The 25588-nt window shown below is 39.6% G+C and carries 22 protein-coding genes, 1 other RNA gene and 1 other annotated feature; of the genes, 15 read left to right on the top strand and 8 right to left on the bottom strand.

Going from position 1 to position 25588, the window contains the following annotated elements; translation table 11 throughout:
* Nucleotides 1-11: 11 nt before the first annotated feature.
* Entirely contained in the window at nucleotides 12-1034 is a 1023-nt protein-coding gene (gene ilvC, locus DWV68_RS03710; protein WP_117698982.1) for a ketol-acid reductoisomerase, read from the top strand.
* A gap of 126 nt (nucleotides 1035-1160) precedes the next feature.
* Here ilvC and DWV68_RS03705 read toward each other — a convergent pair whose 3' ends face one another.
* Nucleotides 1161-2063 carry a LysR family transcriptional regulator gene (locus DWV68_RS03705; RefSeq protein WP_022243893.1) on the bottom strand — a complete coding sequence of 301 codons (903 nt, stop codon included), beginning with the start codon at nucleotides 2061-2063 and terminating at the stop codon, nucleotides 1161-1163.
* 131 nt (nucleotides 2064-2194) lie between these two features.
* Between DWV68_RS03705 and leuC the strand changes: the two genes are divergently transcribed.
* Together leuC and leuD are read left to right on the top strand one after the other, a co-directional pair.
* Nucleotides 2195-3454, top strand: coding sequence for a 3-isopropylmalate dehydratase large subunit (gene leuC, locus DWV68_RS03700; RefSeq protein WP_022243892.1), 1260 nt, complete (start codon nucleotides 2195-2197; stop codon nucleotides 3452-3454).
* Nucleotides 3455-3466: 12 nt separating this feature from the next.
* A complete protein-coding gene (gene leuD, locus DWV68_RS03695) occupies nucleotides 3467-3955 on the top strand; it encodes a 3-isopropylmalate dehydratase small subunit (RefSeq protein ID WP_022243891.1) in 489 nt (162 codons plus the stop codon).
* On the opposite strand, the gene DWV68_RS03690 is transcribed toward leuD, so the two are convergent.
* On the bottom strand, nucleotides 3942-4751 hold the full coding sequence (locus tag DWV68_RS03690) for a hypothetical protein (RefSeq protein WP_117841096.1): 810 nt from the start codon (nucleotides 4749-4751) through the stop codon (nucleotides 3942-3944). The genes leuD and DWV68_RS03690 overlap by 14 nt on opposite strands.
* 281 nt (nucleotides 4752-5032) lie before the next feature.
* Here DWV68_RS03690 and DWV68_RS03685 point away from each other — a divergent pair, with 281 nt between their 5' ends.
* Together DWV68_RS03685 and thrC are read left to right on the top strand one after the other, a co-directional pair.
* On the top strand, nucleotides 5033-6448 hold the full coding sequence (locus DWV68_RS03685) for a WD40/YVTN/BNR-like repeat-containing protein (protein ID WP_118665069.1): 1416 nt from the start codon (nucleotides 5033-5035) through the stop codon (nucleotides 6446-6448).
* Nucleotides 6449-6520: 72 nt separating this feature from the next.
* Complete coding sequence (gene thrC, locus DWV68_RS03680; protein ID WP_118665111.1) at nucleotides 6521-8011, top strand: threonine synthase; 1491 nt, start codon at nucleotides 6521-6523, stop codon at nucleotides 8009-8011.
* A 122-nt stretch (nucleotides 8012-8133) separates the two neighbouring features.
* Here thrC and DWV68_RS03675 read toward each other — a convergent pair whose 3' ends face one another.
* Together DWV68_RS03675 and DWV68_RS03670 are read right to left on the bottom strand one after the other, a co-directional pair.
* Nucleotides 8134-9015 carry a chemotaxis protein CheX gene (locus DWV68_RS03675; protein WP_118665067.1) on the bottom strand — a complete coding sequence of 294 codons (882 nt, stop codon included), beginning with the start codon at nucleotides 9013-9015 and terminating at the stop codon, nucleotides 8134-8136.
* 2 nt (nucleotides 9016-9017) lie between these two features.
* Complete coding sequence (locus tag DWV68_RS03670) at nucleotides 9018-9395, bottom strand: response regulator (protein WP_117698987.1); 378 nt, start codon at nucleotides 9393-9395, stop codon at nucleotides 9018-9020.
* A 216-nt stretch (nucleotides 9396-9611) separates the two neighbouring features.
* Here DWV68_RS03670 and DWV68_RS03665 point away from each other — a divergent pair, with 216 nt between their 5' ends.
* Nucleotides 9612-9956, top strand: coding sequence for a hypothetical protein (locus tag DWV68_RS03665; protein ID WP_117946991.1), 345 nt, complete (start codon nucleotides 9612-9614; stop codon nucleotides 9954-9956).
* Between the two features lie 126 nt (nucleotides 9957-10082).
* Here the strand turns inward: DWV68_RS03665 and DWV68_RS03660 are convergent, their stop codons facing one another.
* A complete protein-coding gene (locus DWV68_RS03660) occupies nucleotides 10083-11444 on the bottom strand; it encodes a citrate/2-methylcitrate synthase (RefSeq protein WP_118665065.1) in 1362 nt (453 codons plus the stop codon).
* A gap of 220 nt (nucleotides 11445-11664) precedes the next feature.
* On the opposite strand from DWV68_RS03660, the gene deoC reads away from it, so the two are divergent.
* From deoC to DWV68_RS03615, 9 genes are all read left to right on the top strand, one after another.
* Nucleotides 11665-12309 (top strand): deoxyribose-phosphate aldolase, encoded by a 645-nt coding sequence (gene deoC / locus DWV68_RS03655; RefSeq protein WP_117699001.1) that lies wholly within the window; start codon nucleotides 11665-11667, stop codon nucleotides 12307-12309.
* Between the two features lie 80 nt (nucleotides 12310-12389).
* Complete coding sequence (locus tag DWV68_RS03650; RefSeq protein ID WP_022243882.1) at nucleotides 12390-12797, top strand: cytidine deaminase; 408 nt, start codon at nucleotides 12390-12392, stop codon at nucleotides 12795-12797.
* Between the two features lie 83 nt (nucleotides 12798-12880).
* Nucleotides 12881-13060: non-coding RNA, 6S RNA (gene ssrS, locus DWV68_RS03645), on the top strand.
* 182 nt (nucleotides 13061-13242) lie between these two features.
* Complete coding sequence (locus DWV68_RS03640; protein WP_197420808.1) at nucleotides 13243-15471, top strand: SpoIID/LytB domain-containing protein; 2229 nt, start codon at nucleotides 13243-13245, stop codon at nucleotides 15469-15471.
* Nucleotides 15472-15473: 2 nt separating this feature from the next.
* Nucleotides 15474-16328, top strand: a complete 855-nt coding sequence (locus DWV68_RS03635; protein WP_117698998.1) for a YihY/virulence factor BrkB family protein — start codon at nucleotides 15474-15476, stop codon at nucleotides 16326-16328.
* Between the two features lie 47 nt (nucleotides 16329-16375).
* Nucleotides 16376-16592, top strand: a binding site (T-box leader).
* A gap of 101 nt (nucleotides 16593-16693) precedes the next feature.
* Entirely contained in the window at nucleotides 16694-17713 is a 1020-nt protein-coding gene (pheS, locus tag DWV68_RS03630; protein ID WP_117698997.1) for a phenylalanine--tRNA ligase subunit alpha, read from the top strand.
* 82 nt (nucleotides 17714-17795) lie between these two features.
* Nucleotides 17796-20219, top strand: a complete 2424-nt coding sequence (gene pheT, locus DWV68_RS03625) for a phenylalanine--tRNA ligase subunit beta (protein ID WP_118172546.1) — start codon at nucleotides 17796-17798, stop codon at nucleotides 20217-20219.
* A 17-nt stretch (nucleotides 20220-20236) separates the two neighbouring features.
* Complete coding sequence (queA, locus tag DWV68_RS03620; RefSeq protein ID WP_117841091.1) at nucleotides 20237-21262, top strand: tRNA preQ1(34) S-adenosylmethionine ribosyltransferase-isomerase QueA; 1026 nt, start codon at nucleotides 20237-20239, stop codon at nucleotides 21260-21262.
* 74 nt (nucleotides 21263-21336) lie between these two features.
* Nucleotides 21337-21678: a PilZ domain-containing protein gene (locus DWV68_RS03615; RefSeq protein WP_022243876.1), complete on the top strand. Its 342-nt coding sequence runs from the start codon at nucleotides 21337-21339 to the stop codon at nucleotides 21676-21678.
* 147 nt (nucleotides 21679-21825) lie between these two features.
* On the opposite strand, the gene aroA is transcribed toward DWV68_RS03615, so the two are convergent.
* From aroA to aroF, 3 genes are read right to left on the bottom strand one after another with little or no spacing between them, the layout of a single operon-like run.
* The gene (gene aroA, locus DWV68_RS03610; RefSeq protein WP_118665061.1) at nucleotides 21826-23103 is read right to left on the bottom strand and encodes a 3-phosphoshikimate 1-carboxyvinyltransferase; all 1278 of its coding nucleotides are present in this window, start codon (nucleotides 23101-23103) and stop codon (nucleotides 21826-21828) included.
* A 53-nt stretch (nucleotides 23104-23156) separates the two neighbouring features.
* A complete protein-coding gene (locus tag DWV68_RS03605) occupies nucleotides 23157-24254 on the bottom strand; it encodes a prephenate dehydrogenase (protein ID WP_118172549.1) in 1098 nt (365 codons plus the stop codon).
* A gap of 1 nt (nucleotide 24255) precedes the next feature.
* The gene (gene aroF / locus DWV68_RS03600) at nucleotides 24256-25272 is read right to left on the bottom strand and encodes a 3-deoxy-7-phosphoheptulonate synthase (protein ID WP_022243873.1); all 1017 of its coding nucleotides are present in this window, start codon (nucleotides 25270-25272) and stop codon (nucleotides 24256-24258) included.
* Nucleotides 25273-25588 lie beyond the last annotated feature (316 nt).

Genomic DNA, 25588 nt, shown 5'->3' with positions numbered 1-25588 from the left:
AGGCTGAAAAAATGGCAGCAAAAATTTATTATCAGGAAGATTGTAACCTTTCCTTACTGGATGGTAAGAAAATCGCCATCATTGGTTACGGTAGCCAGGGACATGCACATGCATTAAATTTAAAGGAATCAGGCTGTGATGTCATTATTGGACTTTACAATGGTAGCAAATCCTGGGCAAAAGCAGAAAAACAGGGATTCAAAGTATATACAGCAGCAGAAGCTGCAAAACAGGCTGATATTATTATGATTCTTATCAATGACGAGTTACAGGCAGATATGTATAAGAACGATATTGAGCCAAACCTTGAGCCAGGAAACATGTTAATGTTCGCTCACGGATTTAACATTCATTTCGGATGTATCAAACCTCCAAAGGATGTTGACGTAACAATGATCGCTCCTAAGGCACCAGGACATACTGTACGTTCTGAGTATCAGGCTGGAAAAGGAACTCCTTGTCTGGTAGCAGTAGAGCAGGATGCAACCGGTAAAGCACTTGACCTGGCATTAGCATATGGTCTTGGAATTGGTGGAGCAAGAGCAGGACTTCTTGAGACAACCTTCCGTACAGAGACAGAGACAGACCTCTTCGGTGAGCAGGCAGTTCTTTGTGGCGGTGTTTGTGCGCTTATGCAGGCTGGTTTCGAAACACTTTGCGAAGCTGGTTATGACCCAAGAAATGCATACTTCGAGTGTATCCATGAGATGAAACTGATTGTTGACTTAATCTACCAGTCAGGATTCGCTGGAATGAGATATTCTATCTCTAACACTGCTGAGTATGGTGATTATATCACAGGACCTAAGATTGTTACTGCTGAGACAAAGAAAGCAATGAAACAGATTTTAACAGATATTCAGGATGGTACTTTTGCAAAAGAATTCTTACTTGATATGTCACCGGCAGGACGCCAGGTACACTTCAAAGCTATGAGAAAGCTTGCTTCTGAGCATCCATCAGAGAAAGTCGGCGAAGAAATTCGTAAGCTGTATAGCTGGAACAACGAAGAAGATAAGCTGGTTAACAATTAATCTGATACTTCAAAAAGATGATAAAAAAGCTGTCGCAATTGCGGCAGCTTTTTTTGACGAGAGAAACGCTCAAAGTATGTTTCTCGTAGCTGACAGGCATTTGTAAGAAACTGACAGAGATGCATCTTATTCGCCCGGATGAAAATTCTGGTAGAAATCAATAAATAATTCCAAGGATTTCGAAGGCTTTAAGGTGTTTTTATAAGCGAAGCCAATTTCACGCTTGTGAATTGGAAAACCAAGTGGAATCTCTAATAACTCTTTATTTGCAAGTTCGTTCTGGACAAATTGGCGGATGACGCAGGCAACACCCAGATTGGTTTTGGCAAAGTCAATTAAGAGGTCCATCGTAGAGACTTCGATTAAATCTCTGGTCTCGATTTTATTTTCCTGTAAATAATCATCAATATACTGACGGGTCATGTTGTGCTTATCAAGAAGCATCAGTGTAGAATGCTGTAAGATTGCATCGGAAGAAATGCCCCTTGCATTCAATACGTTTAAGTAAGCTTCCGTTGCAACAAAAATATCTTCAATTTCAGCCACATTGCTGAAATTTAAAGTTTTCTGGTTTTCCGGCCTTGCAATCAGACCGATATCAATTTTGTTTTCTTCTAACATCTGTAAGGATTCGTTAGTAGACTGGCATACGATAGAAATATTAATATGCGGATAACGTTTTGTGAAATCCTTTAAATAAGGCAAAAGCATGTATTTGCAGAGAGTGGAACTGACACCGATTTTTAAGTGGCCGACACCAAGTTCTAAGGAGTTCTTTAATTTATCTTCCCCTAAAGTCAGGGTTTCGAAAGCGGAACTGACATGAGTAAAAAGAAGTTCGCCTTCTTCGGTCAGCAATACGCCGCGGGAACTTCGGCGGAAGAGTTCGCAGCCCAGGCTTTCCTCTAGTTTCTGTATGGATTTACTGATGGCAGGCTGGCTGATATAAAGCTCTTTGGCTGCCTTTGATATATTCTGTGTTTTTGCTACGGTATAGAAAATACGGTAACTGGATAAACTCTGCAACATTTATAGATTCCTCCGTGTTTATAACTAAAAATCATAATAAATATGTTTAATATGTATTTCCATTATACCACTAGCTGTGCTATAATAGCAACAGTATAGAAAAAATGATTTAATTTCAGGAGGAATTTCAAATGGGAATGACAATGACACAGAAGATTCTTGCGGCACATGCGGGACTTGATTCTGTTCAGGCTGGCCAGTTGATTGAAGCAGATTTAGACTTGGTATTGGGAAATGATATTACTTCACCGGTGGCTATCCATGAGATAGAGAAAATGAAAGTAGACGGAGTGTTCCATAAGGATAAAATTGCACTGGTTATGGACCACTTTGTACCAAATAAAGACATCAAATCTGCACAGCATTGTAAATGCGTCAGAGAGTTTGCATGCAAAAACGAAATCACCAACTACTTTGATGTAGGAGAAATGGGTATCGAACATGCACTTCTTCCGGAAAAAGGACTGACTGTTGCAGGAGATGTTATTATCGGAGCAGATTCACATACCTGTACTTATGGAGCATTGGGAGCATTTTCCACCGGTGTTGGAAGTACTGATATGGCGGCAGGAATGGCAACCGGAAAAGCATGGTTTAAAGTACCATCCGCGATTAAATTCAATATCACAGGAAAACCAGCACCATGGATTAGCGGTAAAGATGTTATTTTACATATCATCGGAATGATTGGTGTGGATGGAGCATTATATAAGTCTATGGAATTCGTAGGTGATGGTATCCGGTATCTTTCCATGGATGACCGTTTTACCATTGCAAATATGGCAATTGAAGCCGGCGGAAAGAACGGAATCTTCCCGGTAGACGAGAAAGCAGAAGCATATATGAAAGAGCATTCCAAGCGCCCTTATAAAGTATATGAAGCAGATGAGGATGCTGTATATGATGAGGAGTATACCATTGACCTTAGTACACTTCGCCCAACCGTAGCATTTCCACATCTTCCGGAAAATACAAAGACCATTGATGAAGTAGGCGACATTACTATTGATCAGGTAGTAATCGGTTCCTGTACGAATGGAAGATTAGATGACCTTAAGATTGCAGCTTCTATCCTGAAAGGAAAGAAAGTAAAGAAAGGTTTACGTGTAATCGTAATTCCTGCAACCCAGCAGATTTATCTGGATGCCATGGAAGCCGGATATATCAGAACCTTTATTGAAGCAGGTGCTATTGTCAGCACACCGACCTGCGGACCTTGCCTTGGTGGCTATATGGGAATCCTTGCTGAGAATGAAAGATGCGTATCTACAACCAACCGTAACTTTGTGGGACGTATGGGACATGTGGATTCGGAAATTTATCTGGCAAGCCCGGCAGTTGCAGCAGCAAGTGCAATTACAGGAAAGATTTCCAGCCCGGAAGAAGTATAGGAGGATTAGAACATGAAAGCAGCAGAAGGAAAAGTATTTAAATTCGGTGACAACGTAGACACAGATGTTATTATACCGGCAAGATATCTGAATTCTTCCGACCCTAAGGAACTTGCCTTACATTGTATGGAAGATATTGATAAGGAATTCGTAAATAAAGTATCTGCAGGAGATATTATTGTAGCGGAGAAGAACTTTGGATGCGGTTCATCCAGAGAACATGCACCAATTGCAATTAAAGCCGCTGGTGTAAGTTGCGTCATAGCAGAGACTTTTGCACGTATTTTCTATCGTAATGCAATCAATATCGGACTTCCGATTATTGAATGTAAGGAAGCAGCTTTGGAAATCAAAGCAGGAGATGAGGTAGAGGTAAATTTTGATACTGGTGTCATTACCGACAAGACCACTGGAAAGAGTTTCCAGGGTCAGGCATTCCCACCATTTATGCAGAAGATTATCGATTGCGAGGGACTGGTAAATTACATCAATCAGAAATAGCAGAAAGTGTAGAAAGATAATTGATATATTTTGGAGAGATTTTAAGATTAGTATAAATTTCTGCATATTCTCTAGCGGATAGCTCTGTAATATAGTTTTCTTCAAAATTCTTATGAATACCGGCTGCCTTTGCCAGATCAACAGCTTTGTTGTAGGCAATGGCAGCTTTTTCTTCGGAAGAATAAGTACCAATGGAATAATTGCCATTGATATGGATAAAAGCCTGATAACGGAGGAGTCCGTTGTGTTCTGTTTGGGCAACTCCACGGTAGCGGTTAATGACAATAATATTGGCGTAGCTGTAATCGAAGGGGTTACCATTGGCGAAAGTGTAATCTACATCCAGTACCGCATGATTACGGACTCCATAGCGGGAAAGAATCCCGGTCTGCATGCCGTATTCATTTACAAAAAGCCGGCCACCACGCTGCATAATCTTGTGGCTGGAATAAAAGAATAAATCATCAATATCAAATTTATATTCCGTCTGTGGTGCGAGAAAATAGAGAAAATAATTCTGCTTCAGATAAATCGGATTCTTGATATAGACGCCGTTGTCACGGAAATTTAAAAGTGTAATGGCTTTGGCAAAATCTAAAAGTTTAATATATGCGGTATAATTTTCCAGTGTGATTTCAGACTCAGAAAGTAGAGAAGTCCCCTCTTTATAGGCAAGATGGGCTTCTTCTTCCGTTGGAAAGCTTCCAAGACTAATATGTTTTCTTTTATAGGTAAGGCTGGAACGGTAGTAGATGGTTCCGTCTTTTGTTTTGGCTGAAAAAGCACCGGAAAGCATGGTAAATCCTCACATTCTAAAATTCTTAGTTACAAATCATCTGTAAGAAGCTGCCGGTGGCGAGTTCTTACGGTAAGCGTCACTTTAAGTATAACATTTTTAGGAAAGCATGAAAACAGGAAAATATCTTAAGAAAATATCAAACTTTTGAAATGAAAAATATGCTATGATGCCAATATATATTGGAAATTGCAAGGATATAAAAATTCGTGGAAATATCAGGAATATTTGGCGGCGTTATTGGAATAGTGATATGATTGCAGGTGGAAAGGAGCAATTCGTTGAAGCAGGAAAATACAAGAAAGAAATATCAATTAAAAAACTGGCTAAAAGCAGGGATGATTCTGTTGCTGGTATGCCTTGGAGGGTTATATTTTTTCAAGACATCCGAACGGTTTCAAAAAAGTGATGAAGTAAAGATAACATTAAAGCATGACAATTTCTTTGATGACAGTGTGGCAGGGATATTGGAGGATCTGGATAATGAAATCGGGCTTCCTAAGAAAATTTATCTGGTGAACCATTTTAATGTGACTTTCTATGCTACCGGAGAGATTGCTGCAATAGATACGTTTTTCTATGGTGAGGATGAGAATGGAGAAACCAGAACCTATCTTGTGGACTATAACCGGAAGAAAAGCAGCAAAATGACAGTTTACATCAATAATTATGCCAAGACAGATTATGAAGAAGATATGTGCCTGACACCGCTTTTTGAACTATTGGGAAATATAAAGGTGAAAGAACGTGTAGATAGCTGGGCAGAAGAAACAAAGAGCCATACCTTTGGAATAAGTTATTCGGGGAAAAGAGCTTTTACCAGTGCAGATAGCCTGCAGGTGATAAATGCAGAAAGTGCAGAGATAGATGAAAATGAAAATATAGATGGAAATGCAGATACAAATGAAAATTCAATTTTAAGCCAGTTGGAATATGGCGGAGAAGTTACAGGTTTTGCAGTTACATTTTCTACTGGTGGCGAAGAAAATACAGGTGAAATTATAACTTATATCATAAATCCAAAATATACCAGTGCTGCAGTGTTAGCCCAGCAAAACCGGCAGGAGCAGATTGATGAAGCAAAAAACGGTGCTGGAAATGACACAACGGATAACAACGGGAATGCAGACACCAATGCTGTAGCCGGCAATGATGGCAATGATGAGGAAGAGAGCGGAGATGGCACTCCGTGGACGGAAAACAGGGAAGATGGAAGCGTATACTTTTTCCTGGACAGCAATACCGGTTATCGTCTGTTGGTGGCGGATGCAGCTGCCGGCAGCCGTTTTTATGAGCTTGAAATGACAAAGGATGGCGGGCAGAGCTGGAATCAGCAAAATGCAGATCCGTTTGATGGAAATATTGGTGTGGCAGAAGGAATAGAATTCTATAATGAAAATCTGGGCGTTATCGGATTGGCTGGAGCGTCAGGTGATTATTCCACACTTTATCTGACACAGGATGGCGGGAAAACATTTTCCATGATTGAACTTTCCATGGATGAAGTGACAGAACTTCCGGACACGGCAGCAGAGTATGGATTTTCCATATCAGACTATGATTATTGCAAGATGCCACAGCAGAAAGATGGAAAACTTATAATAAAAGTAATATCTGCTATGGGTGAAAACGATGGAATTCTTTTTGAATCCATAGATAGTGGGAATACATGGAATTATTCTGGGATAAGTTATTGACAGTAAACTGCAGGTTCTTATATAATGAAAGACAGAACAAATTTTATGCAGAGAGCAAAAGAGGGACAAAAAATGGATTTGATTTACACAAGTACAAGAAACTCAGATGAAAAGGCAACAGCTTCACAGGCAATTTTAAAGGGTCTTGCAGGAGACGGTGGTTTATTTGTGCCGGATTCATTACCAAAACTTGACGTTGATATGGATACCCTGGCAAAAATGAGCTATCAGGAGACTGCTTATGAGGTAATGAAACTTTTCTTAACAGACTTTACAGAAGAAGAGTTAAAGCATTGTATCAATAGTGCGTATGATTCTAAATTTGATACAGAAGAGATTGCTCCGTTAGTAGATGCAGACGGTGCATATTATCTGGAGCTTTTTCATGGAGCTACGATAGCATTTAAGGATATGGCATTATCCATTCTGCCTTACCTTATGACAACTGCTGCAAAGAAAAACCATGTAAAGAATGAAATTGTTATTTTAACAGCAACTTCCGGTGATACCGGAAAAGCTGCTTTAGCAGGCTTTGCAGACGTTCCTGGTACTAAGATTATTGTATTCTATCCAAAGAATGGTGTCAGCCCGATTCAGGAGAAGCAGATGGTTACCCAGAAAGGGGCAAATACACATGTAGTTGGTATTCATGGTAACTTTGACCAGGCACAGACCGGCGTTAAGAAAATGTTTTCTGATAAAGAACTGGCAGAATTAATGGACAAAGCCGGATATCAGTTTTCCTCTGCTAACTCTATTAATATCGGCCGTCTTGTTCCTCAGATTGTTTATTATGTATATGCATATGCAAAATTATATGAAAATGGTGCAATTGCAAAAGATGAAAAGATTAATATTGTAGTTCCAACCGGTAACTTCGGAAATATCTTAGCAGCTTTCTATGCAAAGAACTTAGGACTTCCGATTGCAAAATTAATCTGTGCTTCCAATGAGAACAAAGTATTATTTGACTTCTTCTCAACCGGAACCTATGACAGAAACCGTGAATTTGTACTAACTTCTTCTCCATCCATGGATATCCTGATTTCCAGCAACTTAGAGCGTCTGATTTATCGTATTGCCGGAAATGATGCAGAGAAAAATGCTGAATTCATGCGTGCATTAACAGAAGAGGGCAAATATATGATTACCGATGAGATGCGTGCCCAGCTTGCTGACTTCTATGGCAATTACACCACAGAGGAAGAAACAGCAGAAGTAATCCGTGACCTCTATGAGAAGACCGGCTATGTGATTGATACACATACTGCTGTAGCAACCGGTGTATACCATAAATATGTAAAAGAGACCGGTGATAATACCAAGACTGTTATTGCATCAACAGCAAGCCCGTTCAAGTTTACCAGAAGCGTAATGGATGCCATTGATAAAGAAAAATATGATTCCATGACTGATTTTGAACTGGTAGATGAGTTAAGCAAGATTGCAAATGTAACAGTTCCACAGGCAATTGAAGACATCCGCAGTGCAGAAGTACTTCATAAGACAGAATGCGATGTAGAAGATATGCCTAAGACGGTAAAAGCATTTTTAAATATCTAAATGCTTATGTAAAACATAGAGAATCTGCTACCGGCAGTTTCTTATGGATACAAGGTAACAAAACCCTGTCAGAGAAATCTGACAGGGTTTCGTTTATGTAAATAAAATGTAAAGGTTTAAGATTAGATTTCCATTAGGAAGTGAATGGTTCCAAATGGGAAAATAATTGGAAATACATAAATCTTAGTGGCATTTGTAAGCTTTTCTTCCTCATGAACTTCCGGAGGACATAAGTTTAATTCCAGGGAAAATTCATTAGACATATTTACATTAAATAATCCATTGTGAAGATTTAAGAAATCTTCGATAGAAGCTTTTACATACTCATCGAATTCGTGGAATTCTTCTTTAGCATAACGGGATGCAAAAGCAATTGCAACAGATTTACTCATGTCTACACCAGAATTGAAAGAAAGTAAACCTTCATCTTTCTGGGTAACACAATAGTTGGTCATATACTCGGATTTCATCAGTGGATTTAACGGTGTAAAATCCTTTCCGATGAAACGAACGATATCATTAAAGAGAAGATTAAGGTATGCAACAATCTTTCCTGACATATCAGAATTATCAAAATGGAAGAATTTATGAATCAGCTTTTCAACCATATCATTCTGTTCGTTAGCAACATTTAAATCATCAATTTCATTACTTGCCTGATATTCTGCAAGTAATTCCTCAAACTGACTGTTGGTAAGCAGTCCGTCTTCAATCAAAATCTGACCTAAAAGCAGGTAGTCTGGTTTCTGCGAGGAGAGTAATTTGTCAACCTGTTCCTTTGTAAGATATCCGCCTTCGATTGCAATTTCACCAAATTTCTTGTCTTCATGGGTCTGACGGCATACAATAGCGTCAACCTGGGAAGCATTTAATAATCCGGCATGAATTGCCAGAGTACCTAATTTCAGATAGGAAGAGGACTGCCTCTCTAATGCATCTACCAGTTTATCCGCAGGAACAGCACTTTTGCTTAAAAGAAAATTACCAAAAAACTGTGTATACATAATTATCTCCCTTCAAAATAATTCTTCAGTACCCGCTCAATCTGTTCAACATTCAACGGTTTCTGGATAAAGTCCTTTGCACCGGCTTCAATTGCATTCTTTAACTGAGCCTGTGTACCAACAGAAGATACGATAATAATAACCGCTTTCGGGTCAGATTCTCTAATTTCTTTTACAGCGGCAATACCATCTTTTACAGGCATAACAATATCAAGAAAAACGATATCAGGTTTATCGGATTTGAATTTGTCAATTGCTTCCTGACCATTTGCTGCCTCAACAAAAGTTGTACCACCATACTGCGCAATAATGTCTTTTAACTGTTTTCTTGCAAGAATGGAGTCATCTCCAATCAGGATTTTTGCTTCGTCTAATTTCATATATAATCCCTCCAAATACAACTAGAATAATTAGAACATATTAATATACTACAATAGTTGACCAAAAGTTTCAATGGCTTTTTCGATAAAATTCGTGGTTTTGCATAAAAAACAAATAAGAATAGAAGGTTATATGATAAATATGTTCACATAGCAATGTAAAGTGTGGTAAGATAAATCAGAGTCAGGAAAAAAGAGTAAAAGAGGTTACATATTATGAAAGTAAACTGGAATTTAGTAGTAGATGTTGTAGTAGCACTGGTAGGTATCTATGTTCTTATGAATGGCATATGGATGAAAAGTACCGGAAAGACAAGCAGCCTTCTGGCAACGCCGGAGGAATTAAAGAAATGTAAACATCCGGAGAAGATAAGAGAAGAGGTAACACCGAAAATGCTTCTTTGCGGGGCATTGGCATTAGTATATGGCATTGTGACGGCATTGGGTGAGACCATCTTTAAACTGCCGATTATTATTAAATCAGGAATCCTGCTGCTGCTGGTGTTATCCTGTCTTTTTTTGGTCAGTACATTAAAGAATGCCAGAGAGAAGTATTTATAAAAAATATTTATTTAGAATAATTTATAAAAAACTGTAGTTTATATCTGGAAAAGATACCGGATAAGAACTACAGTTTTTTGTGTCTAAGCATTCCATAAGAAGCTGCAGGCGGCAGAATCATGCGGTTTAACGTTTGTCAATCGGAACATATTCTTTGCGTTCACCGATGTTACGATATGCAGGACGCATAATTTTTCCATTCTGGGAAAGCTCTTCTAAGCGGTGGGCACTCCAGCCGGCAATTCTTGCAATTGCAAAAATCGGTGTATAAAGCTCTAATGGAAGGTCAAGCATATGATAAACAAATCCGCTGAAGAAGTCTACGTTCGGACTTACGCCTTTATAGATTTTACGCTCTTTGGCGATGATTTCCGGTGCAAGACGTTCTACTAAAGAGTAGAGTGCAAACTCTTTCTCATAGCCCTTTTCCTGGGAAAGTTTTTCCACAAAACCGCGGAAGATGACTGCTCTTGGGTCGGAAAGAGAATATACTGCATGACCCATTCCATAGATAAGACCGGCATGGTCAAAAGCTTCTTTATGAAGAAGTGCGGTAAGGTATTTACCTACTTCGTCTTCATCTGTCCAGTCTTTTACAGTGCGTTTCATATCTTCAAACATCTGAACCACTTTGATATTGGCACCACCATGTTTCGGACCCTTCAGGGAACCAAGGGATGCAGCAATAACAGAATAAGTATCGGTTCCGGAAGAAGATACCAGATGGGTAGTAAAGGTAGAGTTATTTCCACCACCATGCTCCATATGTAAGATTAATGCAATATCTAAAAGTTTTGCCTCTAATGGGGTATATTTACTGTCTGGCCGCAGAATATGAAGAATTGTTTCTGCAGTAGATAATTCCGGCTGTGGGGTATGAATATAAAGACTGGCACCATCATGATAATGGCGGTAAGCCTGATAACCATATACAGAAAGCAGTGGAAATAAGCTGATAAGCTGTAAACACTGTCTCAATACATTTGGAAGTGAAATATCATTGGCACGGTCATCATAGGAATAAAGTGTAAGCACACTTCTTGCCAGTGTATTCATCATATCTTTGCTTGGAGCTTTCATAATAATATCACGCACAAAGCTGGTTGGAAGTGTACGGTATTCGGAAAGCAGTCCACAGAAGTTTTTCAACTGTTCTTTGGTTGGAAGCTCACCAAACATCAGAAGATAAGCACATTCCTCAAATCCAAAATGGCTGTCCGGTGCAATTCCTTTTACTAAATCTTTTACATTATAGCCACGGTAATAAAGTTCGCCCTCAGATGGAATGTATTCTCCATTTACCAGCTTGGTAGAGCATACATCAGAAATGTGTGTAAGTCCTACCAGAACACCCTTTCCATTTAAATCACGAAGACCACGGTTAACATTATATTTCGTATATAATTCAGAAGGAATGATGGATGATGCGGAGCATTTATTCGCAAGTTCCATTATTTCCGGTGTGATTTCATAAAAACGTCCTGTCATATTGTTCCTCCTCTTTTAATTATTTTAATATGTTATCATATTTCGGTTGTAGAAAACAAGAAAAAAGTGTAAATTTTAAAGAAAGTTTAAAATTGTTTTCTAAAAAATTTAGAATTATAGGAAGATAGTACTAATGTAAAAATGTTCTCTGATAAAATGTTTTTTGCTGGATAAATTACAGAATATATATTACAATTAAAAAAAATACCGGAGGTACAAAATGGAAAAAGAAGAATTATATCGTTATGTGGATCATACTGCGTTAAAAGCCTTTACCACATGGAAGGACATAGAAAAATTATGTGAAGAAGCAATAAAATACCATACCGCATCGGTCTGTATCCCAAGCTGTTACATCAGCCGGGTAAAAGAAACTTACGGCGATAAAATCAAAATCTGTACCGTAGTAGGATTTCCGTTAGGATATGCGAACACTGAAGGAAAGCTGGCAGAGACAAAGAAAGCATTGGAAGACGGCGCAGACGAAATTGATATGGTAATTAATATCTGCGATGTAAAGAATGGGGCATATCATAAAGTAGAAGAGGAAATCCGTCTTTTAAAAGAGGCAACAGGAGGTAGGATCTTAAAGGTTATTATCGAAACCTGTTATCTTACAAAAGAAGAAAAGATTGCCATGTGCCATGCGGTAACCAATGCCGGAGCAGATTTTATCAAGACATCTACCGGATTTGGAACGGCAGGTGCTACCATGGAAGATGTATTATTAATGAAAGAACACATTGGAGCAGAGGTTAAGATTAAGGCGGCCGGAGGAATCCGTACCAAAGAAGATATGGAAAATTATATTAAGGCAGGCTGTTCACGGCTTGGCACAAGTTCTGCCGTTGATATTCTGGGATAGCAGATATTAAGAGCAATGAAGAATGATAAGATAATGAAAAAAATTTGTAAAACAGAAATAATTTAGAAAAGGTGAGTGTCATGGAGACGGACAAAAGACAATTATTAGAAGCGGCAAAAGAAGCCAAAAAATATTCCTATGCACCGTATTCCAATTTTCATGTAGGTGCAGCCCTTTATTGTAAGGATGGCAGTATCTATACCGGATGTAATATCGAAAATGCAGCCTTTACGCCGACAAACTGTGCGGAGCGGACAGCAGTTTTTAAAGCAGTATCGGAAGGAAAAAAAGATTTTCTGGCGATTGCTGTGGTAGGCGATAGGGAAGAACCGCTTACACCTTGTGGTGTCTGCCGGCAGGTGTTGACGGAATTTGTAGATGGAAGCACGTTTGAGGTAATTATGGAAGATGGAGCTGGCGGTATCAAAGTTATGAAATTAGAAGAGCTTTTTCCGGCATCCTTTTCACCGAAAGATCTGCAATCATAAATTGTTCCACAATTTGACAGGAATTTTACATTGAAAAACAACACATATTAGAGTATAATAACAATTACAAAAAGCAGATAGTTTTATGCCTGGGATGTTCGACATGCCTGTTATTTTGAACCTACATTTACTTTAAACGGGATTCCAATATTTCCAATAGGATGTCAGGCCTCCGTTTGCAGTGGAAGGCAGAGTATTGGTTGAGGTTACCCACCTAGCTTTGCTAGGAGTCAAAATACAGGAAACGGCATTTTGGGTATATTTGCTAAAGATAAGGTATGAATAGACGAAAGAATCTTTGTGTACAAAAGAATCATAAGGTACGGAAGATAAACATATAGTATACCAAAGAAGCATGTTTACAAAAGAACCGAAAATACAAAAGAGAAAAAAGAAGCTGCTGAAAAGCAGCTTCTTTTCTGCAACAGGCAATAAAGGAGTTATTATGCGAAAAGTGAAAAGTAAAAAAAGTAATTATCTGTTGCTGTTTTGTGGAGCACTTCTGGTTTTTATACTGGTGGTTCTGATAACGGATACAAAAGGGGAGAAAAATGGATATTCCGAACAATGTGTTTATCGGAATGAGATTCCCTCCTTGCTGCAGTTTACTTATTATTCCAAGGACGAATGGGCTGAGAAACTGCCGCAACAGGGAACACTTACCTATGATGATGTAAGTGGCATTCTGGAATTGCTTCATTTAAAAGAATATATTCCTTTGGATGATTCGAAAAAAAACATTGACCGGGCAGCCTGGTTTGCTATATATGATGAAATTTTAAGTTATCTTGATACCGATACGTCTGTCTTAAAAAAGGACATTCTTGTATTGAAAAAAGAAAAAAAACAGCTTACCACACAGGATGGCACTTATGCCATTATATCCAATCCAAAGTGGTATCAAAAGCTTCACAGTTATGGTGTTTATCTGTTGGAGGATAAAGTAATCGGGGTCGCCGCAAAGGATAAAGAAGATGTGGCATTGAAAAATGCCTATCTCATTTCAAATATAGAAGGAAATCTTACATTTCTTTATCAGGGAACAGAATACCAGCTGCCGGTTGATACCGATGAAGAATTATCAAATGTCGTAGCAGATATTTCTTTCAGTGAAAAAGAGATACATAAAATCAGCCGGAAGGAAGATACCATTACCGGGAAGCTGATATCAAAAACAGATACCGCAATGGAGATTAAGGGATATGGACAAGTTGCGATAGATGAAGCCATGAAAATATATGCAACTTATGATGGAATCCGGGAAGTCTCCATGGATGCACTGATGCTGGAAAACATGGAAATTACATTTGTAGTGGCAGAAAAACAGATCTGCGCCATTCTTTTGACAGAGCCTGCTAAAATAGAAAACATCCGTGTTTTGTTATTAGACAATGATAATATGTTCCGCTCTGACGTATCCTTAGTATCGGATGTGCCGGTGCATCTTTATTATGGAGAAACAGAAACTGTATTAGAAGCAGGCAGCGTGATTACGGCGTCCAATTATGCCAATATACTTGCAACATCGTCTGTTTCATTAGTCGCAGAGGATGGCACATCACCATTCTATTTTACTGACAATCAGGGCAATCGCATATCTCCGGCTTATGCAGGCAGCATGGAGCTTCGTATGTATCCGGAAGGATATACCGTGGTAAATGTAGTGGATTTAGAATCCTATGTAAAGGGCGTTATCCCAAGTGAGGTTCCATCTTCTTATGGAATGGAAGCCTTAAAAGCACAGGCTGTCTGTGCCAGAAGCTATGCTTATATCCAGATGATGCACAATAAATATGAAGCTTATGGAGCACATGTAGATGACAGTGTGAATTTTCAGGTGTATAATAAGCAGAATCAGACACCGGAAACGGTAGCTGCGGTAGATGAGACGAAAGGTCAGGTACTTTCTTATAAAGGTGATATTATAGAGACTTATTATTATTCCACATCCTATGGCCATACCGGAGATTACGAAGCCTGGAATCTTGATAAAGATGCTTATGGATATTTGCAGGGCGTCTGGGTGCGCAGTGAAGAAAATCCTATTGATTTATCGGATGAAAAAAGCTTCCTGGATTATATCAGTAACGTAGACAGTGCCTGCTATGAATCGGATTTGAAATATTTCCGTTGGAATACTGTGCTTGATTTCCAGGGAAAAGATGAGACATTGCTTCATACGATAGCCGATAGAAAAGAGCACCAGCCAGAGGCAATTAGTTATTATAAAGATACATCTAAGACGGAAACAACAGACAGTTGCAGCAACTTTGGCTCATTGCAGGCAATAAAGGTGGTAAAACGCAATCAGAGTGGTGTTATTTTAGAACTGGAACTTGATTTCCAGAATGGTGCAGTCAGCGTACAGTCCGAATATAATATGCGTGCAATTTTGGGTTGTGGTATTACGAATATTAACCTTTTGGATGGAAGCAGTGTGGAAATGAGTATTCTGCCCAGTGCTTATATCAGTATACAGGAAAAAGGGGATGGAACTTATGCAGTCCTTGGCGGTGGTTACGGTCATGGCATTGGCATGAGCCAGAATGGGGCACAAAAGCTTTGCGGGCAGGGCTTTGATTATAAAAGGATATTAAATTATTTTTATCAGGATACAGAATTGACTGAGTTATATCAGCCACAAAATACGACGAAGGAAGAAGGGGGTGCATAAGTTTGCTCTGGAAACTGATTGGAAATGTAAAATCATTTTTAGATAAATGTAAACGGGATAATATCAATGCATTTGCAGCACAGGCAGCATTTTTTATCCTCTTATCCAGTATCCCGTTTCTTATGGTGTTCAGTTCCCTTTTGCAGTACACGCCGGTAACGGAAGGGATGATTTTACAGATTGTAAATGAAACAATGCCTGAATATATTGCGCCGTTTCTGGTAAATATTATCAATGAAGTCTATACCAAATCCTTTGGAATCGTATCGATTGCAGCCATTGCAGCAGTGTGGTCGGCAGCCAAGGGTGTGCAGTATATGGCAAATGGGTTGAATGTGGTAAATGATATTGTGGAGACCAGAAACTGGTTTGTTCTCCGTTTCTGGGCGATTATTTATACCGTTGTATTTGTCATTGCTATTGTAATCTCGCTGGTATTACTGGTATTTGGCAAATCATTAGAACATCTTCTGGTGAAGCATATTCCGATAATGACACATATTGTAAGCCTCATATTTGAACGTGGAAGCCTTATTATGATACTGGTGTTAGTCATTCTCTTTGTAGTGATTTTTACATTGATACCAAACCGTAAGGCAACCTTTCGTTCCCAGCTTCCGGGTGCAGTACTTTGTGCCATTGCCTGGTGTGTGTTTTCTGCCGGATTATCTATCTATGTGAATTATTTTAATGGATTTTCCATGTATGGAAGCCTGACTACATTGGTATTAATTATGTTGTGGATGTATTTTTGCATGTATATCCTGATGTTATGTGCGGAATTCAATGTGGTATTCGACGAATATATTGCAGGATTCATACAGCAGAAGAAGGAGCGGAAACGGGATAAAAAATAACTTGAAGTTTTAGAAACCCTGTGGTATTATAACATTTAGTGAAAAAGTAAAAGGCAATGAAAGTGTTCAGTAGGTTATTGTACTTTTTAAAGAGAGAGGAAATCATCGGCTGAAAGTTTCCTTAAGGTAAGGCAGTAATTGAATTTCGCACGGAAGCTGCACAGGTGAATGTTAGTAGTCTGTGACGTGATACGCGTTAAGTATTTATAAGTGTCTAATGATTTAGAAATCAGGGTGGTACCGCGGAGTAATTTCGTCCCTATGGGAAGAAAATGCTTCGCGTTTTTTTTACGTGAAAAATTCGCAAAGCGTGTTTCTCGTAGTTTATTTATGAATGAAATAAAATGATAGAAGGAGATATTATTATGAAAGAAAAGCTGCAGAAAATCAGGGAAGAGGCAATTCATCAGATTGAATCATCCGGCGAACTTGGCAAACTGAATGATGTCAGAGTTGCATTTCTCGGAAAGAAAGGTGAACTCACCGCAGTATTAAAAGGAATGAAGGATGTTGCACCGGAGGACAGACCTCTGGTAGGACAGCTGGTAAACGAGACCAGGGAAGCTATTGAAAAGAAATTAGATGAGACAAAGCAGAAATTAGAAGCTGCCCAGATGGAACTGAAATTAAAACATGAAGTAATTGATGTTACACTTCCGGCTAAAAAGAACCGTGTCGGCCATCGTCATCCGAATACCATTGCATTGGAAGAAGTAGAGCGTATCTTTACCGGTATGGGCTATGAAGTAGTGGAAGGACCGGAAGTAGAATATGATTATTATAACTTTGAAGCGTTAAATATTCCTGCAAATCATCCTGCAAAAGACGAGCAGGATACGTTCTATATTAATGATAAAATCGTGCTTCGTACCCAGACTTCACCGGTACAGGTCCGTGTCATGGAAAAAGGCAAGCTGCCAATCCGCATGATTGCACCGGGAAGAGTATTCCGTGCAGATGAAGTAGATGCAACCCATTCACCTTCCTTCCATCAGATAGAAGGAATGGTAATTGATAAGAATATTACATTTGCAGATTTAAAGGGAACGCTGCAGGAGTTTGCAGCCCGTCTGTTCGGACCGGAAACCAAAGTAAAATTCCGTCCGCATCACTTCCCATTTACAGAGCCAAGTGCAGAGATGGATGTCACCTGCTTTAAATGTGGCGGTAAAGGATGCCGTTTCTGTAAGGGAGAAGGATGGATTGAAATCTTAGGCTGTGGAATGGTTCATCCGAAGGTGCTTCGTATGAGCGGTATTGATCCGGAAGAATATTCAGGATTTGCATTCGGAGTTGGTCTTGAGCGTATTGCTTTATTGAAATATGAAATTGATGATATGCGTCTCTTGTATGAGAATGATGACCGTTTCTTAAGACAGTTTTAATGAACAGGGAAGTTGAAGGGACATGTTTCCTGTAGTCGGAAAGAAAAGAACACAGTAGAGAGTTGATAGAAGGAGAAACAATATGAATACATCATTAAAATGGATAGAAGCTTTGGTTCCGGGACTTAATGTAGATGCACAGGAATATACCGATGCAATGATTCTGTCCGGTTCAAAAGTAGAATTTTACAAGAAAATGGATGCCGATTTAGAGAAAATCGTCGTTGGACAGATTAAGAAAATCGAGCCGCATCCGGATGCTGATAAATTAATTATCTGTCAGGTAGATGTGGGAACAGGTGAGGACGTACAGATTGTAACCGGTGCTCCGAATGTAAAAGAAGGAGATAAAGTTCCGGTTGTATTAGATGGCGGACGTGTTGCCGGTGGACATGATGGAAAGATGACAGAAGGCGGCATTAAAATAAAAAAAGGGAAATTAAGAGGAATTGAGTCCAATGGAATGATGTGCTCCATTGAAGAACTTGGTTCTACCCGTGATATGTATCCGGAAGCTCCGGAATATGGTATCTACATCTTCGCAGAGGATGAGGTAAAACCGGGTGATGATGCAATTAAAGCATTAGGCCTTGACGATACTATTGTGGAATATGAGATTACAAACAACCGTGTAGACTGTTTCTCAATCCTTGGAATTGCCAGAGAAGCAGCAGCAACCTTTAAGAAAGAATTTGTACCGCCGGTTGTAACTGAGACCGGAAATGATGAGGATGTCAATGACTATATTAAAGTAAATGTAGTAGACAAAGAATTATGTCCTCGTTATACCGCCCGTGTGGTAAAGAATATTAAGATTGCTCCATCACCAAAGTGGATGCAGCGCAGACTTGCAGCCCAGGGAATCCGTCCAATCAATAACATTGTGGACATTACCAACTATGTTATGGAAGAATACGGACAGCCGATGCATGCATATGACTGGGATACCATCGAGGGAAAAGAGATTGTTGTAAGACGTGCCGGAAAAGGCGAATTATTTACAACTTTGGATGGTCAGGAGCGTACTTTGGATGAAAACGTTCTGATGATTTGTGATGGCAGGAAAGCAATCGGTATTGCAGGTATTATGGGTGGCGAGAATTCCATGATTACAGACAATGTAAAAACCATGCTTTTTGAAGCTGCATGCTTCGATGGAACCAATATCCGCCTTTCCGGTAAGAAAATCGGGCTTCGTACCGATGCGTCTTCCAAATTTGAAAAAGGTCTGGATCCGAACCTTGCTATGGAAGCTATGAACAGAGCCTGCCAGTTAATCGAAGAATTAGGCGCTGGTGAAGTAGTTGGCGGAGCCATTGATATTTACGAGAATAAGAAAGAAGGCAGACGGATTCCTTTTGAACCGGAGAAATATAATAAATTATTAGGAACCAATATTAAGCCGGAAGAAATGCTTTCCTATTTTAAACGTCTGGAATTAGGTTATGATAAAGAAACCAATGAAGTATTAGTTCCATCCTGGAGACAGGACTTAGAATGTGATGCAGACCTTGCAGAAGAGGTAGCAAGATTCTTTGGTTATGCAAACATTCCAACAACCCTGCCAAGCGGAGAAGCTACTACCGGAATGTTATCCTATAAATTAAGAATCGAAGCAATTGCAAGAGAAATTGCAGAGTTCTGCGGCTTTTCACAGGGCATGAATTATTCCTTCGAAAGCCCGAAGGTATTTGATAAATTATTACTTCCGGAAGATTCACCATTACGCCAGACCGTAACAATTTCCAATCCTTTGGGAGAAGATTTCAGTATTATGCGTACCACATCCTTAAATGGAATGCTGACATCTTTATCAACCAACTACAACAGAAGAAATAAAGATGTACGTCTCTATGAATTAGGCAACATTTATCTGCCAAAGAGTGTACCGGTAACGGAACTTCCGGACGAGAGAATGCAGTTTACCCTTGGTATGTATGGTGAAGGTGATTTCTTTACCATGAAGGGAGTGGTAGAAGAATTCTTCTATAAAGTTGGAATGACGATGAAAGCTGAATATGATCCGAAGTCCGGAAGACCTTATCTGCATCCGGGCCGTCAGGCAAACATTGTATATGATGGTAAAGTAGTTGGTTACTTAGGAGAGGTTCATCCGATTGTAGCTGCTAATTACAATATCAAAGATAGAGTATACGTTGCAGTGATTGATATGCCATCTATTATGGATGAAACAACCTTTGACCGTAAATACGAAGGTATTGCCAAATTCCCGGCAGCAACCCGTGATATCAGTATGGTTGTTCCAAAAGAGATTCTTGCAGGAGATATCGAAAAAGTATTCGACAGCAAGGGCGGCGCTTACTTAGAAAGCTACACACTGTTCGATATTTATGAAGGAGCCCAGATTAAACCGGGTTATAAATCTATTGCTTATTCACTGACCTTCCGTGCAAAGGATAAGAACTTAGAGGAAGCAGATTTAAGCGGAGCAATGAACCGCATTGTAAAAGCATTAGAAGCAATGAAGATTGAACTGAGAGCTTAGAAATAGAGGAAAGAAACATGGATGTAAAAGCTTTTGATTACGATTTACCGGAGGAACTGATTGCGCAGGATCCTCTGGAGGATCGTTCCAGTTCCAGACTCATGGTCTTAGATAAGAAAACAGGAGATATTGAACATAAAATATTCCGTGATGTAGTAGATTATCTGCAGCCGGGAGACTGTCTTGTGTTAAATAATACCAAGGTAATTCCGGCAAGATTGTTTGGAGTCAAAGAGGGAACGGAAGCCAAAATAGAGATTCTTCTTTTAAAGAGAAAAGAAAATGATATCTGGGAAACACTGGTAAAACCGGGAAAGAAATGTAAGCCTGGTGTTAAGATTTCTTTTGGAGAGGGACTTTTGACCGGAGAAGTCTTAGAGGTCGTAGAAGATGGTAACAGGCTGATTCAGTTTCACTATGATGGAATCTTTGAAGAGATTTTAGACCAGCTTGGTCAGATGCCATTGCCGCCTTATATTACCCATCAGTTAAAGGATAAGAACCGTTATCAGACAGTATATGCCAAATATGATGGTTCTGCCGCTGCCCCAACAGCGGGACTTCATTTTACACCGGAATTATTACAGCAGATTCGTGATATGGGCATAGATATAGCAGAAGTTACCCTTCATGTGGGACTTGGCACTTTCCGTCCGGTAAAAGTAGATACCATCGAAGAGCACCATATGCATTCGGAATTCTACCGGATCGAACAGTCGGAAGCCGATAAAATCAATCGTGCCAAAGCAAATGGCCACCGGGTAATTGCCGTAGGAACCACCAGTACAAGAACTTTAGAGTCTGCAGCAGAAGAAGATGGCACCTTACGGGAAAAGAGCGGATGGACGGATATCTTTATCTATCCGGGCTATAAGTTTAAAGTTATAGATGCTCTGATTACGAATTTCCACCTGCCACAGTCTACCCTTGTGATGTTGGTGTCTGCTCTTGCAGGCAGGGAACATATTCTGGCTGCCTATAAGAAAGCAGTAGAAGAAAAATACCGTTTCTTTAGTTTTGGGGATGCTATGCTGATAAAATAATTTCTTATTGTCAGAATTCGAAATATAGGATAAAATAATTTTATTAGCTTTAATCTTGATAGAAGGAGAGGACTATGGACGAGAGAAGAAAACATAAACGATTGGATTTAGATGTATCTGTTCAGCTGGAACGTCTGGATCAGGATGATATTACTACTTTAAAATTTATTCATGTGGTAGTTACCGATATTTCACGTTCCGGAATCGGATTTGTTTCTGACCAGAATTTGAAAGTTGGAACCTACTATGATACCAAGATTCAGATTTGGACGAAAGAGGTCATTGATGCGGTACTTGAGATTGTCAGATGTGACCCGAAGGGGGACGGAACCTATAAATATGGCTGTGTATTTGTTGGAATGTCAGATACCGATGCATTAAAAATTGATATTTATCAGATTTTCAATGATGTCTAAAAGAAAAACTGAGTTACAGAATAAAATGTGTTGATGAAAACCGCTTTTAACCCTTGAAAATAAAGGGCTGAAAGCGGTTTGATGTTTTCAAAACTGCCTGTAGCAGATTTTGTGCTTTTTAAGTGGATTTATAATCTGACATATGATTTACATAGATAATTTTTCTAAATCTTTGTAGAAATCAGGGTAAGAAACCTCTGCAATTTCAGAATGCTCTAATTCGATACCGCCATCAATATTTAACGCAGCAATGGCAAAGCTCATGGCAATCCGGTGGTCAAGTCCTGCATCTATGGCTGCGGTGTGTAAGGCCTTTCCGCCGTGAATAATCATGCCATCATCCGTTGGGGTAACATCACAGCCTAATAACTTTAAGTTTTCTGTTACCGTAAGAATACGGTCGGTTTCCTTTACCTTAAGTTCTGCAGCATCCCGGATAATAGTGATTCCTTCTGCAAAGGCTGCCATAACAGCAATCACAGGGATTTCATCGATTAAAGTCGGGATGAGTTCCCCTTCCACCACGGTACCATGAAGTGAACTGCCTTTTACCAGAAGGTCGCAGACCGGCTCACCGGATGCGGTTCTTGGATTCAGCCGTTCGATGGAGCCGCCCATTGCTTTGGCAACTTTTAAGATGCCATCTCTTGTGGGATTGACTCCAACATTGCGGATTAAGACTTCGGAACCAGGAGTAAGCAACGCTGCCGCAATAAAATAGGCTGCCGAAGAAATATCTCCAGGAACTTCCACTTTCTGTCCGTTTAAAACAGGATCCGGTGCAATGGATGCAGTTGTTCCTTCAGAGATGACTTTAGCACCGAACGAGCGAAGCATTAGTTCTGTGTGGTTGCGGGAGAGTACCGGTTCCGTTACTCTGGTTATTCCGTCGGCGTATAAGCCAGCTAAAAGAATACAGGATTTTACCTGGGCAGATGCAACCTTTGAAGTATAATCAATGGCATGTAATTCATGTCCGGTTATTTTTAAAGGAACACAGTTGTTATCCTTTAAACTTTCGATATCTGCCTGCATGAGACGAAGCGGTTCCATGATACGCTTCATGGGACGGGTGCGAAGGGAATCATCGCCATCTAACTGGCTGACAAACGGATTACCGGCTAAGATACCGGAAATCAGCCGGGTAGTAGTTCCACTGTTCCCTGCATCTAAGATATGCTGTGGAGCCTTTAGACCGTGTAATCCTTTTCCATGGACGAGTACACGGCTTTTTTCCCGTTCAATTTCAATGCCCATTTCCTGAAAGCAGGAAATCGTAGAAAGACAGTCAGCACCTTCTAAGAAATTGGTGATTTCGGTGGTGCCGTTGGAAAGAGAACCAAACATAATCGCACGATGGGAAATGGATTTGTCTCCCGGAATATTTATTTCTCCATGTAAGGCATGGGCTTTTTTGATCTGCATAATAAATCCTTTCTGGATGTATTCTGAAATATTGTCAATATTTTATCTAAATATTATCGTTCATAAACTGTATAATGATATTTGTGAAGCAGTGCAATGGCACAGTTAAGTGCTTCTTCTTCATATAATTCAATACGAAGTACACCGTTTTCAAATTCACGGTTATGGATAATTCCAATATTTTTAATACTGATATTGTTGCTGGCAAGAATCGTAGCAATGGTTGCAATTCCACCGGCTTCATCAATCAGATCACAATAACATTCAAAGACTTTACGCAATGGACCGGAAGAAGTAATGGTGATAGAATCCCGGTAATCCTTGGCATGAGAGAAGAAATCATAGATTTCCTTTTCTTTTTTTTCTGCAATCAGACTACGCATGGTATTTAATTCTTCCGTATAGCGGTCAATGAGTGTTAAAATCTGCCCCTGGTTAGAGGCACAGATATGCTGCCACATTACAGGTGAAGAGGATGCAATTCTTGTAATATCTTTAAATCCGCCTGCTGCAATCGTCTTCATCGTCTCATTCTCATCATCGGTTTCACGAATCAGATTCACAAGACTTGCTGCAATAATATGCGGCAGATGACTGATAGAAGCGGTTGCATAGTCATGGGTTTTCGCATCCATAATCATAGGAACTGAGCCTAATGATGCAATATAATCCCGGAACGCATGAAGCACTGCGGTATCAGTTTTTGCAGTCGGGGTTAAAATATAATAAGCATTTTCCAATAAATAGGCGGTTGCAGCCTGATAGCCGGTCTTTTCAGAACCTGCCATAGGATGTCCGCCAATAAAAAAGGATTCTAACTCAAGGGCTGTAATACTTTCATGAATATCCCCTTTGACACTTCCTACATCAGAAAGAATACAGCCCTTTTTCAAAAAGGGCTTTAATTCTTTTATGTATTCAATATTTTTCTGTACCGGACAGCAGAGAAAGATAATATCACAGTCGGAGAAATCTTTCATTGCAAGCAGCGTATCATTGGAAATAGTATGGTCCTCAAAAGCTGCAGTTATGGTAGAAAGATGACCGGATGTGGCAATCAGTTCTGTTTCCGGGTAAATGCGTTTTATGGTCTTAGCCATCGAACCGCCGATAAGACCAAGACCAATAAAACCGATTTTCTTAAAGTCCATGTTACATTAAGCTCCTTCCGCTTAAGGAAATATATGGTTTGATATGTTCCATAACAGAATCGAACTGTTCGAAGTTCAGAGACTGCGGACCATCGGAAAGTGCATGTGCAGGGTCATTATGTACTTCAATCATCAGACCATCGGCACCGCAGGCAATACCGGCTTTAGCAAGCGGCTCAACGAAAGAGCGGACACCGGTTGCATGGCTTGGGTCAACGATGACCGGAAGATGGGTACGTTCCTTTAAGACACATACTGCACTTAAGTCTAAGGTATTTCTGGTGGAAGTCTCAAAAGTACGGATACCACGTTCACATAATGCAACGTTTGGACTTCCGGAAGAGATAATATATTCTGCTGCATTCAGCCATTCATCAATCGTAGCAGACAGACCTCTCTTTAATAAGACAGGAAGACCGGCACGGCCAACTTCTTTTAATAATTCGAAGTTCTGCATATTTCTGGCACCGACCTGAAGCATGCTGACATATTTTACAGCAGATTCTACGGCATGTGCACTGGTTACTTCACAAATGGTTGCAAGACCTGTTTCATCAGAAGCGGTCTTCATATATTTTAAACCTTCTTCCTCAAGACCCTGGAAAGAGTATGGGGAAGTACGAGGCTTGTAAGCACCACCACGAAGAATGGTTGCTCCTGCCTTCTTGACTGCACGGGCAATGCAAAGAAGCTGTTCTTCTGTTTCGACGGCACAGGGACCAGCCATAATTGTCATGGTATCAGGACCGATTACGGTATCCTTAACCTTGAAGCTGGTTGGCTGTGGGTGGAACTTCTTATTGGCAAGCTTGTAGCTTTCGGTAATTGGAACTACCTTTTCTACTTCAGGGCTGGCTTCAATGCGCTGAATATCTAATTTGGTTTTATCGCCGACAACTCCGATAATGGTAACTTCTTCACCATGTGAAAGATGTGTTTTTAATCCTTCTTTTTCCACTGCATCTACAATTTTATCTACATCCTGTGGAAGAGCGGATGGTTTCATAACAATAATCATAATTTATAATCCTCACTTAAAAAAATGTCACCTGACCGGACTATTATAATATGAGAAGAAACGGAATGCAACCGCATCTCTCCGGTGGTGCATGTATACTATAACGGAATCAGAATATAATGTCAATACTTTAAAGCGTTAAAGTTTAACGTACGAAAATATAAAATTTCACAATAAAATTATCAAAAATAGTGCAAAATGTTTACTACACATTTACAATTCATTCATAAATGTTGTGTATAATACATAATATAGTTGAAGAAAATAACTTGATTTAGTAAAATATATACATAAATCTATAGTACAGGAGGAATAA

The sequence above is a fragment of the Roseburia sp. AF12-17LB genome (genome assembly GCF_003479605.1).
GTDB lineage: Bacteria > Bacillota > Clostridia > Lachnospirales > Lachnospiraceae > Roseburia_C > Roseburia_C amylophila.
This window is presented reverse-complemented; position numbering and strand designations above follow the sequence as displayed.